The organism is Marinobacter azerbaijanicus, from assembly GCF_030250645.1.
GTDB lineage: Bacteria > Pseudomonadota > Gammaproteobacteria > Pseudomonadales > Oleiphilaceae > Marinobacter > Marinobacter azerbaijanicus.
The window spans coordinates 188,655-200,700 of the sequence record NZ_JASSVS010000003.1 but is presented as its reverse complement, the minus strand read 5'-3'; the positions used below and the strand labels follow the sequence as shown (position 1 = coordinate 200,700).

The following is a 12,046-nucleotide window of genomic DNA, read 5'->3' as shown; positions in this document are numbered from 1 at the left end:
TGATCGGAGGAATAATCGGCCAATCAGGAGGTTCTGTATTCACCCACCAGCGCATTGACCTCGTCAACCAATGATTGCAACTCTCCTGCCATCGTTCCCGCCTTGCTCACTTCAGAGACGACATTGCTATTCTGCACAGCCATGCGTTGAATGTTTTCATTGATTTCGGAAGAGACCACAGCCTGCTGTTCAGAGGCCGCAGCAATCTGCTGATTCATTTCACTGACTTCCCTGATCGCCTTTTCAATTGTTACCAGCGCCTCTCCGGCCTTGCGAATGGCATAGGTAGTCTCACGGGAACGGGTCTGGCCAATCTCTATGGCGGCCAGGCTGCCCTCAGACACCCCGGCCAGTTCGTCGATAGTGATACGGATGTCGGCGGTAAATGCCTGGGTACGCCGGGACAGATTCCGCACCTCGTCCGCCACCACCGCAAAACCCCGACCATGCTCACCCGCCCGCGCGGCTTCTATAGCGGCGTTCAATGCCAGCAGGTTGGTCTGATCCGATATGTCACTGATAGAGCCAATCACGCTAGCGATGGACTGGACCTTGCTCACCAGCTCCTGAACCATGCGGCCGGAATCCGCCAGCGCGCTGTTCGTGGACTCTGTCAGCTTCACGGCGTCGTTAACGTTACCGGAACCCGCCGCTGATGCCTCTGACGCGTGAGAAGCGGATTCTGACGCTGTCTGGGCATTCTGCGCCACTTCCTGAATCGTGGCAGCCATCTGGTTCATGGCAGTCGCAGCCTGATCGGTTTGCTGTTGCTGATCATTTACGATGTCACCGGAATGAACACTGACATCCTTGAGACTGCGTGCATTTGTGCTCAAACGGCACGACAGATCACGAACCGTGGCAACCAATGCCTCAAACCGCGCCATCATGCTGTTGAATGACGCCGCTGTGATGTTATTGCCAGTATTCTCTACCCTACCTGTAAGGTCCTTATCGACATCAAAAGCCTGAACCACCTCGATAATCTGCATTGCCTGTTTGCGCTCCTCCCCCATTCGAATGGCAAAGAACACCAGAATCCCGGCTTCGAATACCACGAATGCGGCATGCACCATGGCCACGGACCAGCTCGCGTCATGGTCGAAAACAGTCACGGAGGTACCGGCGATACTGGCGGCGGAGATCTGCAGACCGGTGAATGCCAGGTGGTGTAGCGCGATCACGGCAGCGGCGGTCACCACGGGCAGCCAGTCACGGTAGATAATCAACAGCGCCATGGCCGCAAAGATATGGAAGTGCATTTCGATGCGCCCCATCTGGGCCTGAATCATGATCGCCGAAAAAACCATCAGACTGACGGCAAAAACAACGGAAAGGGCCCTGGTGCCCCGTAAGACCCAATAACCGAGTCCGATAGCAGCGCCCGCCAGCAGCGATGCCGCAATGGCGAATCCGTGGGTGCCGAACCCGATGGGAACCAGCAGAGCCACCACAGGTATATGGGCCAGAAGGATGAACAGCATCTGCCTGTCCGTGCGAAGACGCTCTTCCTCGGCGAAATGGATGGTCTCAGTCATTGGAGGGTTACCTCGGGCGTGCCTGCTGAAAGATTCCCGGGACCATACAAAGCAGGCTCTGATCGCGATGCAGGTTCATTCTGGAACAAGTAGTGGTGGCATACATACGGCATGTACGGGAGTCAGGATCAACAACAGATGTAAACAAATGTTACGCTCTCAGGCCTGTCGATCCCCGTAAAGCTGCGCGTACAGCCCCTGCCGGGCAATCAGTTCGTCGTGGTGACCCTCTTCAGTGATATAGCCGTCCTCGAAGACATACACCCGGTCTGCCTGTTTTACCGCGGAGAGTCGGTGGGCGATGATCAGCGTGGTGCGCTGCCGCAGGAAGGCTTCCAGGTCCTTATGCAGCTGGAACTCGGTTTCCGCATCCAGTGCCGAAGTAGCTTCGTCCAGAATCACTACCGAAGGATCGGAAAGCACCATCCGTGCAATGGCCAGACGCTGCCGCTGGCCACCCGAGAGGCGCACCCCCTGCCGGCCTATCATGGTATCCAGCTGGTGGGGCATGTCCGCCACCGTCCTGTCCAGCTGTGCAATGGTGAGTGCCTGCCACATCTCGGCGTCGGTCTTGTCACGCCCCAGTGTCAGGTTCTGGCGCACGGTATCATTGAACAGCGCAGGATGCTGAAGCACAGTGGCCACATGCTCACGCAGACAGGGAAGTCCGATACGCTGAACCGGAACGCCACCCAGCAGCACGTCCCCCTGCTGTGGCGTGTACATGCCCAGAATTACCTGTACCAGAGTGGACTTGCCTCCGCCGCTGGCTCCCACCACCGCTACTTTTTCCCCTGGGTCCAGGTGCAGATTGATCCCCTTCAGCACTGCCTCCTCGCCATAGCTGAAGTGAATGTTCCGCAGGGTCAGGCCGACGGTGTGCCTGCCCCTGAAAGGATTCTCCAGGGCGGGATAACGGGGTTCCTCCTTCAGCTCGAGCAACTGGTTGATTCGCCCCAGCGCAGCATTGGCAGCGAACCAGGCGTACTGCATATTCAGCATTTCCTGAACGGGCGTGAGCATGAACCAGAGGTAGCCGAAGATGGCGAACATCATGCCGATACTCAGGTCGCTGAACAGCACCGTTACCATTGCCGCTGCGCGAAAGGTGTCCACTCCGAACTGGAACAGCGCGAAGCTGGCCCGGGTGGCGGCGTCACTACGCCATTCGAACTGGATGGCATGGTCGCGGACAGTCCGTGCACGACTGATCAGCTGGTGCAGATAGTGCTGCTCGCGGTTGGCCGCCCGGAGCTGGTGGATCGCGTCCAGGGTTTCAGTCAGGTCGCCCTGGAAATCCTCGTAGGCGCTGTTTTCCTGGCGTTTGAGCTCTTTGACCCGCTTGCCAATGAGCATGGTGGCAAAGATCACCAGGGGATTGAACAGCAGGATCAACAGGCCCAACTGCCAGTGCACCCACATAAGCACCATTGCAGTCCCCGTCACTGTCAGGCTGGCCACCAGAAATCGGCTGATGGTGGTGCCCAGAAACTGGTCAATGGTGTCCAGATCAGTGATGAAGTGGCTGGTAATGCCGCCGGAGCCCCGTGTTTCGTACTCTGACATGGCTACCCGCTGCAGCCGGCCCAGCAGGCGCGAGCGTATCCGGAACACCACGTCCTTGGAGATTTTCGAGAACTCCCGGGACTGGAGCACATTGAAGGTCAGTGCAAGCACCCGTAGCAGGAAGGCGGCCAGAACCATCAGCCCGATGTACACCACCGGCGTATGCCAGGCCTCGGGCAGAACGGTCTGCATAACAGGCAGCACAGGGCCTTCCTCGTCCAGCAGGACTTCGTCCACCAGCACCGGCAGCAACAGCGGAATCGGCACACTGACCACCGTGGCCAGAATGGCGAGCAGGTTGGCCCGCACCAGCCTCGGCTTGTGCTTGAGGGCCAGGGACAGAATGCCCTTCCAGCTATACCTGTGATCACTCCGGCCTGCGGGTCGATCCGCGACTGCACTCAAATCTTTCGCCTTATCCAATGATCCTCCATTAGCCCTGCTGAATAGTGCATCGGTAGTTCTTGAATACCTCCACTGATACGCAGCGTTTTCAGTGACAGTCTACCGGAGCCTGCAGACAGGTTGGGCACATCCGCCCAACATCCTGATGAATACCGGTATTTGCGACACAGGTGGCTGGTGACATAGCCGGCCTTCTGCCATCATTGCCCCTTGTTCCCCTGAGCCACCAGAACCGGGCCGACTGTGAAACACGACTGCCATTACCATCCCGGCGAACCCGCAAAATGGCACTGCGGTGACTGCCAGATCCATTATTGCGCCCGCTGCATGCCGGACGCCGATACCCGCAAGCGACATGCACTCTGCCCTCACTGCAGCCGTGCGATGCGGTATCTGGGGGCTGCTACCGAGGTGGTGCCCTTCTGGAACCGGATAGGCGCGTTTTTCCGCTACCCGTTTCATACCGATCCGCTACTGGTTATTGCCATCTGCACGCTGGTGCCGTTGCTGGTCAGTGGCAACCTCCTCGGGTTGATTATCACCCTGGTACTGGCTCTGGCGCTGCTGAAATATACCTATGCGGTGATTAGTCACACCGCGGAAGGCCATATGAAACCCCCACCTGTAGCCGTGGCTTTCAGTGGCAGTGGCTTCGATATTGTCATTCTGCAACTGCTGGTATTTGCACTGATGGGTGGCATGGTGGCTGCCGCTGCCATGGTAGGCGGGCCGCTGCTGATGTTCCTGGCGCTGGCCTTTGTGATACTGGCGCTACCCGCCAGCATCATGGTGCTGGCCATGGAGCATTCGGTGATGGCTGCTGTTAACCCGATGAATCTGGCGGTACTGATTTCACGGATTGGTGCACCCTATTTCCTGCTCTACGGGTATCTGATCCTGCTGACACTGGCATCCGGCGCAGCCCAGGATTTTGCCCTCACCCACTTCACACCCGGTGTGGCGCGTACTCTGGCCGGCTTTCTCAACAGCACCTTTACCCTCATGCTGTTTCACATGCTGGGCTACCTGCTGTTCCAGTATCAGGAGGAGCTCGGGTTCGCCAGTGACCTTCAGGACGACGATCAGGCCGGAGAAATGCAGAACCGGGACCGTACCCAACGCTTTGATGCCGACATCGACATGAATCTGAAGGACGGCAACTATGATCGCGTGCAGTCCATGCTGAAAGAGGCACTGAAACGGGACTCACAGAACTCACTGCGGCTGGGGCAGTTGCACCGGTTGCTGACCGCCCGCAATGATATTCAGGAACTGTACCGGTACCATCCCCGGCTGCTGAACATGCTGGCAGACAGGAACGACGGTGATGGTATTGCGGAACTGCAGAAGGTTATCGAGACAATCGAGCCGGGATTCAGGCTCGAGGAGCCTGAACTGTCCGTACGCTGTGCCCGCTGTCTTTACCAGCGTGGACACTACAAGCCTGCGTTGAAACTGCTGCAGGATTTTCACAAGCGCTTCCCCAACAGCGAGGAGCTGGCGCCCGCCTATCTTCTGGTCGCACAGGCACTGGCCAACGGCCTGGGGCAATGGGAAAAGGCCTCTGCGTTCCTGAATTTCATCAAGAAGCGGTGCCTGAATCACCCGCTGCACGAACAGATCGATGTTTATCTGCAGCAGGTTGAAAATCGCGAACCTTTGAAAGGTCCGAAAGCCTCGTTTGCAGTTCAGGAGTAAGGCCAGATGCGGGGGAAGCTTTTCCAAAACACGCTGTGAATACATCCCTGTACGCTCGGCTCCGCCATCCATGGCTCCGCACGGTTTTGGAAAAGCTTCCCCCGCACCTGGCCATCCAACGGTGAGTTAGCCTCCCTGCAACAACTGCCTGTAATGGCGGGCCTTTGGTGTCATCTGGAGCTTTTCGAACTCATCCACCAGCAACCGACAGGCCTCCGTTGTAAGGAGCTCATTGCCGGTGCTTCTGAGTCTCTCGAAGGCCTTTTCTGCGGCTTTGAGATCGTGTTGTTTCAGGCTGGTGAAAAGAACACGGTTGTGGTCTTCGGCGCTCAGGGGCTGATGCCCCTCACCTTTACCCAGGTATTCCTGCCATATCTCAATCATCTGTTCCGGCTGACGGCGGCTGAGGGACTCGTTCATCAATTCCCGTGCCCGCTCCCGGTATTCCGGCAGATCCGGACGCAGTTTCGCCAGTTGGTACAGATGCTCCAGCAGCACGGTGCGATCCGGGTAATGCTCCCGCAGCGCCTCGAACTGGCGCCGGGCCAGGTCAAACTCCATGCGGCCCAGGCTGGCCATGGCCTGGCTGTAGCCGGTAGTGAAGCGTTCGTCCTGCTCATCCTCTTCCGGCTCGAAGAACTCCTCGTTGACCTGAAGCCAGCTCTTGCCCAGCAACCACACCATGCCAGCGCCTGCCACCAGCCCGCCGGCGTGGGCCATGTAGGCGATACCTGTGGCACCGGCAAACCAGTAGTCGTAGATTTCCTTGCCAAGCCATACCGGCAGAATCGCCAGAGCCGGCGCCCGGAAGTAATTGAAGTACACCCCCACGAAATAGAAGAAACGGATTTTCTGCAGTCCGTAGATGGCCACGTACATTCCCATCAGCCCGGAAATGGAGCCTGACGCGCCCACCAGGGGAATATGGCTGCCCATGGAGAAGGCCGTGAACACGACGCCGGAAATTGCCCCGCACAGCAGATAAGCCAGCAGGAATCTACCGGGGCCGAGGGCTTTCTCCACGGTAAAGCCCAGCAGGAACAGGAATACAAGGTTACCAATGATGTGCCCCCAGCCGCCGTGGAGAAACTGGTAGGTAATCAGTGTGTAGAGTGAGAAGTCCGCGGGCACCAGACCCAGCTGGTTGGCACTGAGGCGGTCCATTAGCCTGGACTGTATATCGCCCCGCTGCTCCAACCAGCGTCGGCGCTCTGCCGGCGCCAGCAGAACGTCCCGGTTGTCCAGCATGTACTGGTAGAATTCGCGGTCGGATAACAGCGTGTAGGCCAACCAGACATTCCCGCCCTCCTGGCGCAGCTGCTGGAAACTCTGCAGCTCGTAAACCCGCTCCTCATTACCCTCAAAGCTGATCTGGCGCTGTAGATAGTCTTCGTAAACCGGCGCCTCCAATGCCTGCAGCCCCGAATCGAGATACTCCTCAATCGCCTTCTCGGTCACCCGTCTGTCGCCGCCCTGGTAGAACAAGAACACCAACAGACAGGCCAGCATCAAACCCAGGGTTACCCAGGGCGGGCGCTTCCAGTTAACCGAGTTTTCTGCGGGGATAATCAGCATGGGCCACCACAATTCATCATAATTTGTCCCTGGAGATGTGCTTTTTACCACAGCATGGCCAGTTTTTCGCGCTGTAATAAACCCTGAGGCGATCTGCCGGACCACGAGCAAAACAAACTGTGCGTGACACCTCAATAAAGGCTACTCTGCGGTTGTCACACGAAGGTCATACAAATGACATTCAATCAGGGCAGCCGCAAATGGGGCGAATCGCAGAATGCTCGGAAAGAGCATTGCTCAGGGGTTTCGACCAATCGCCAATTGCCGTTGTCCCGGCCGCAGCCAATAGTTACCGGGACAACAAAAAAAACGGACGTGCAAACAAGGAAACTGCCATGACTGTACTCATACTGGACAATCCGGAGCTGCTTGCCAGAGCGGCCATTGAATCAGGCCTTGCGATACCGGCACTGGCTTCCGACGGTTCCCCGCGGAAACCACACCGCATGCGCTTCCATTACGGATTCAACAAGCATCGCCTGGATGAACATGACCAGGCTATCCTGCGCCAGCATGCGGACTATTTACGTCACAATCCGGGTGTAAGGGTACGCATCCACGGCCACGCTGATAATTTCGGCGTCGGCGAATACAATCACTTCCTGTCCCGGCTGCGCGCCAGCAGTGCAGCCAAGTTGCTGATTCGGGAAGGGGTCAGGGAAAATCAGATTCTGGTGAGTGGCTGGGGCAGCGAACGCCCCCTGGCGCGTCCGGAAGACCATGCTGCCAACCGGCGGCTGGAGCTGGAATACCTCACCGTGGAAATGGCGCAGGCATTGTAAGGCCAGCCTCGCAGGGCTGATGGTTGGTTGGGGCCGCTCAGCCCCGCCAACAACTCAGCCATATACCTGGAACACGTTCCATAGCAGCAGAACGGCAATGGCAAGGATGCCTGCCCAAGTCAACAGGATGCCTGTCATCCGGGCGATGTGAGGGCCTCCCTGGCCATTGATCATGCCAAAGGCATGGAGTACCCGCCCCACCACGAAGGCCATCCCGGTCCAGTACACCAGCCCACTGGAAACTCCGTTCAGTTCGGCGATCGCCAGCATGATCAGACCCAGGGGTGCGTATTCCACCAGGTTGGCCTGGGCGCGCACAGCAGCCTCGAAGTCCCGGTCTTCGTTCACTCCCAGGCTTTTCTTGTACTTCAGACGAAAGCGGGAAACCATTCCCGACAATACCAGCAACAACAGGCCGAGGACGGCTGCGAAGACAGCGGATACAGGTACGATCATCGTCAGGCCTTCTTGATAGCGCTGACAACCGCCAGCAACAACACCGCACCCACGGTGGCGGTGACCAGTTCACCCACGGCCCCCTGTGCGGCAAGCCCCAGGAGACGGAAAACAAAACCGCCGAGAACAGAACCGACAATACCGATGCCAATATTCGCCAGCACGCCAAAACCACGACCCTTCATAATGAGCCCGGCCAGCCAGCCGGCCACACCACCAATAATCAGAAACAGAATAATATTCATTGCATGCATCTCCCTGCAGCGGAACAGTCCCCGAAAGACTGCCCTGTTTTGCCTGATGCTTCAAGCGCTTCCGGCAATGGCATTTTCCATCTGCTGATGACACCGGGCCATTAACTGCGGAATATCATCGGCGGTTAACCCTGCAGTCTCCACCGGCGGAAGGATGCGGACAGCCACCGGCTCCCGGCGGCCAGACCAGCCAAGAGTCCTATCGTAGTACTGGCTGGCACAGACCATGGTGATGGGCGCACCGGACGCCACTGCGGCATGAAAGGCGCCTTTCTTGAACCCCTGCAACCCCCGGCCCCGGCTGCGCGTGCCTTCAGGAAACACCCACAGGCTTTTGCGGTCGCGGCTGATGGCTTCACTGGTGGCCTGCATCACAGCAATGGCTTTGTGGGAACGACCCCGATTCAGGATGACATTGCCGCCGAGCCAGAATACCTGGCCAAAGAAAGGAACCCAGACCAGCGACGACTTGCCCACCGTGACCGTGCGGGGAGGCAACAGGTCACCCATGACAAACAGATCATCGTTGTGCTGATGGTTGGCAATAACCACCGTTGGCCGGTCCTGCGGCATGTTGTCAGCTCCTTCCAGTGGGCGCTCCATGCCCAGGAAAAAACGGCCAACATGGGCAACCGCCCGGCCCAGCAACCGGTTATTCCCCGGATTAAATGGCCTGGCAACGTACAGAACCAGCGCAAACAGACAAATGACCGGCACCATCAGCCAGGCCAGAAACTTTCTGATCAAGCCCATCGAACACAAAACCCTGCTTCAATTTTTGGCGCACAAGTGTACGCCAAAATCAGGTTCCGGCAACAGCCTCCCCTATGCCGACGTTATCGGCCTCACCCGCCGTCACCATAGAGTCGGCCGTGGCCTCTACTACGTAGCGTAGCGGACCATTGTTCTCCAAGCCATTGAAGGGATAGCAGGTCACCAGCAACAGGGAATTTTGTGGCAGCTTTGCGGTATCGATGCGCTCATGACGACTATCGACAATCCGGATGCGGTCCACCTGAAAGATGCGCCAGTCTCCGTCCCGGCTCTGCAACCGGACCCGGCTTCCAGTCTTGAGATGCTGCAGCCCCCGGAAATGGGTATCCCTATGACCGGCAATCACGACAGGCCCCGCCCGGTCGTCATTGCCCAGCACCTGGCCGGGCCCGAAGGCCAGGCTTTCGCCGTGGGCGCCATCCAGAACAATCAGGGACTGGCCGGTTTCCGGTATCGTCAGTCTTGCCACCGGCCAGGTATCCGCCCACGGCCATGGGCGGGTCTGTTGTTGCCGGGCCTGGCTCTCGGCCCAGGCCAGCTCCAGCAGTTCCTGGGCCGCGATTGCCTTGAGGGGAATCCACAAGCCTACGGCAAGAACTGTCCCAAACGTTGTAACCAGGAGAAGAATCAGACGGTTCATGGGAACACCCTCCGTTGCAGCAGGGTAATGGCAGCCGAGAACATCAGCCCCACCAGGCCGATGGCGATAAACAGGGGCGACAGGGTCGCCGTCTGCGGGTATCGCAGCATGGTACCCTGGCTTCCGGCGGGCAGGAGTGTGGGTATGCTGTCAGTGGCCAGGGTTTCGTCTTCGCCCCTGGAGGAGGTTTTTTCCTGCGCCAGGAAACTGGTGTATTTCGTCATCAGCTGATGCTTCAACCCCAGATCGGTGACTGCCGCACGTGTATCGTCGTCGATGCTGCCATCAAGCCCGCGGTCCATCAGACTATCGATTTTCTGTTTCGCCCAATGACGATGCAACCCTTTGCCCGGTGCAGCCTGATCAACGGGCAGTAACTGCTGCCACTGGCTCCCATCCGGCAGCCGCCCGGAGACTTCAAGTTCACCTTCACCCGGCAGTCCACGCACCACCTGCACCATCGGTTCGCCGAGAAACAGGTCGCCGATCCGGCTCGGGAAGGCCTCCATTGCGGCTGCCTGACCAGGCCAACTGACCGAGATATCCGTCAACACCGGGGACTCCATTTTGGCAAACAGCTCATCCAGCGGCCGCTCCACGTCCGAGAGGTCACTGATGGCGGTATAGGTGCCGCGGCCGTAACGTGCCGCTTCCCGCATGAAGTGCATATTGGGCGCCGAGCCGATACCCACGGTAAACAGCCGGCTGCGACCCAACTGGTTGTTGATCTTCCTGAACAGGGCCGCCTCGTTTCCGACAGAACCGTCGGTAACGAAGACCACCTGCCGAACTCTCGCCGACCCCTCTCCTCCGTCACTGTGTCGGTCATCCAGAGCAGCATCGAGGGCAGACGCTATTTCGGTGCCGCCATTGGCATCAAGCCCCTGCACATAGCGGCGGGCCCGGGCAATGTTGTTGGCGTTGGCCGGTACCGGTTCCATAAACAGCGCATGGGTCTGGCTATTGAACTGGATGACATTGAACCGGTCGTCCGGCCCCAGGGTCGCCAGCCCGCGCGACAGCGCCTGACGGGCCTGGCGGATAGACTCACCGGCCATGGACCCGGATGTATCAATGACAAACACCAGTTCCCGTGGCAGTCGCTGATCACGGCTCAACCCCGGCACCACCAGTGCCAACAGATAGTCCTCACCCTGCCACTGTTCATGGAAAACGGCCGCTGATGGCTCCATGCCCCTCGCTGGGGACCAGCGCACCACCAGGTCTCGATCCATCAACACTGCGTCGGATTCCGGGCTGACCTCAACGGCGTTACCGCTCCAGGTGCTGCTTATGCGATGGCTGGGGCTGGACACGCGGCTGACTGGCAGGCCGGCATTGATAGTCAGGGCTATCGTTGCCCGATGACTGCCTGGCCCCACCTCCTCCGGAAGCACCGTGAACGGGCTGATCTGGTCTGCATCCGGAACGTCGGTGGTGGGCATCGCCCAGCCCCCCGCCCATTGGGCCGGTCGGTTGTCCACCGCCTGGCCGGGCATATAGCGGGGTGTCAGGGTGGTGGGCAGGCGCAGCTCGAACTCGCCGGACTGGTAGCGCACCGCTTGCTGATAGTGAAGCTCGACGGTAATGGTTTCACCTGGCGGGATGTTCGCCATACGGGTGGTAAACAGGTTTGGCCGTTGCTGATCCACACTGGCCGCCTTGCGACCTTCTTCCCTGGCCTGGGTATACTGGCGCTTCGCTTCCTGTTTCTCATGGATCCTGCCCACAATCTCGCGCTCGCCGGCAATCAGGGTCATTCCGTAAACACTGGCGTTTTCCGGCAAAGGGAACACGAACACACCCTCGCGCCATTGCTGGCTGGTGTTGCGGAAGCTCTGGCGTAGCCGGGTGTCGGCGATCAGGCCGCTGACGCTCACCCTGTAATCGGTATTGAGCAACGTCGCCGATCCTTGGCGCTGACCAGCGTCATCCAGAAAATGGAACTCACCGGTACCCTCGCGCCCGGTTTCGGAGGCCTCTGCATACAGGGGCTGTACAAACAGGAACAGCAGAACCGCAAGCCATAGCGAAACCCCCTCCAGACAGCGCCGGACCCGCGGACACATGTCACCTCTGGCTGATCGGGTTTTCAGCCGCCCGGGTTTTTTGATTGTTGGTGACGATGGCACTACATGGGTGAGCAGCATCATTCCGCTTCCTTGTCTCAATGGGGTGAACACACGCCTGGTGGCAACTGGTGTCCATTTCAGCCCAGGGAAACGGCCTTCCGGTGTCAGAATCTGGCAATCCGGTATCAGAATAATGATGAATTGTGGCAAACCACCCGCTTTACCTTGTTCTGGTCTCTGGCCATGGTTAAATAGGAACCCGGATAAACAGGGAAATGGCTACAGG

10 protein-coding genes are annotated in these 12,046 nt (G+C 58.6%); 2 read left to right on the top strand and 8 right to left on the bottom strand.

The window, feature by feature from the left end; genetic code table 11:
* Positions 1-23 precede the first annotated feature (23 nt).
* Together QPM17_RS07360 and QPM17_RS07355 are read right to left on the bottom strand one after the other, a co-directional pair.
* Entirely contained in the window at positions 24-1,538 is a 1,515-nt protein-coding gene (locus tag QPM17_RS07360) for a methyl-accepting chemotaxis protein (RefSeq protein ID WP_285390008.1), read from the bottom strand.
* Positions 1,539-1,697: 159 nt separating this feature from the next.
* Positions 1,698-3,509: an ABC transporter ATP-binding protein gene (locus tag QPM17_RS07355; RefSeq protein WP_422732735.1), complete on the bottom strand. Its 1,812-nt coding sequence runs from the start codon at positions 3,507-3,509 to the stop codon at positions 1,698-1,700.
* Positions 3,510-3,752: 243 nt separating this feature from the next.
* On the opposite strand from QPM17_RS07355, the gene QPM17_RS07350 reads away from it, so the two are divergent.
* Positions 3,753-5,207 carry a tetratricopeptide repeat protein gene (locus tag QPM17_RS07350; RefSeq protein WP_285390007.1) on the top strand — a complete coding sequence of 485 codons (1,455 nt, stop codon included), beginning with the start codon at positions 3,753-3,755 and terminating at the stop codon, positions 5,205-5,207.
* A gap of 126 nt (positions 5,208-5,333) precedes the next feature.
* Here the strand turns inward: QPM17_RS07350 and QPM17_RS07345 are convergent, their stop codons facing one another.
* Positions 5,334-6,782 (bottom strand): rhomboid family intramembrane serine protease, encoded by a 1,449-nt coding sequence (locus QPM17_RS07345; RefSeq protein WP_285390006.1) that lies wholly within the window; start codon positions 6,780-6,782, stop codon positions 5,334-5,336.
* A gap of 335 nt (positions 6,783-7,117) precedes the next feature.
* Here QPM17_RS07345 and QPM17_RS07340 point away from each other — a divergent pair, with 335 nt between their 5' ends.
* Positions 7,118-7,564 carry an OmpA family protein gene (locus QPM17_RS07340; protein WP_285390005.1) on the top strand — a complete coding sequence of 149 codons (447 nt, stop codon included), beginning with the start codon at positions 7,118-7,120 and terminating at the stop codon, positions 7,562-7,564.
* A 54-nt stretch (positions 7,565-7,618) separates the two neighbouring features.
* Here QPM17_RS07340 and QPM17_RS07335 read toward each other — a convergent pair whose 3' ends face one another.
* Genes QPM17_RS07335 through QPM17_RS07315 form a run of 5 tightly spaced genes read right to left on the bottom strand, consistent with a single transcriptional unit; the run spans position 7,619 to position 11,841 of the window.
* The gene (locus QPM17_RS07335) at positions 7,619-8,020 is read right to left on the bottom strand and encodes an MAPEG family protein (RefSeq protein WP_285390004.1); all 402 of its coding nucleotides are present in this window, start codon (positions 8,018-8,020) and stop codon (positions 7,619-7,621) included.
* 2 nt (positions 8,021-8,022) lie between these two features.
* Positions 8,023-8,265 carry a GlsB/YeaQ/YmgE family stress response membrane protein gene (locus QPM17_RS07330; RefSeq protein ID WP_285390003.1) on the bottom strand — a complete coding sequence of 81 codons (243 nt, stop codon included), beginning with the start codon at positions 8,263-8,265 and terminating at the stop codon, positions 8,023-8,025.
* A 60-nt stretch (positions 8,266-8,325) separates the two neighbouring features.
* A complete protein-coding gene (locus QPM17_RS07325) occupies positions 8,326-9,027 on the bottom strand; it encodes a lysophospholipid acyltransferase family protein (protein WP_285390002.1) in 702 nt (233 codons plus the stop codon).
* 49 nt (positions 9,028-9,076) lie between these two features.
* A complete protein-coding gene (locus QPM17_RS07320) occupies positions 9,077-9,688 on the bottom strand; it encodes a class GN sortase (RefSeq protein WP_285390001.1) in 612 nt (203 codons plus the stop codon).
* Entirely contained in the window at positions 9,685-11,841 is a 2,157-nt protein-coding gene (locus QPM17_RS07315) for a marine proteobacterial sortase target protein (RefSeq protein WP_285390000.1), read from the bottom strand. Before QPM17_RS07315 ends, QPM17_RS07320 begins: the two co-directional genes overlap by 4 nt.
* Between the last annotated feature and the right edge of the window lie 205 nt (positions 11,842-12,046).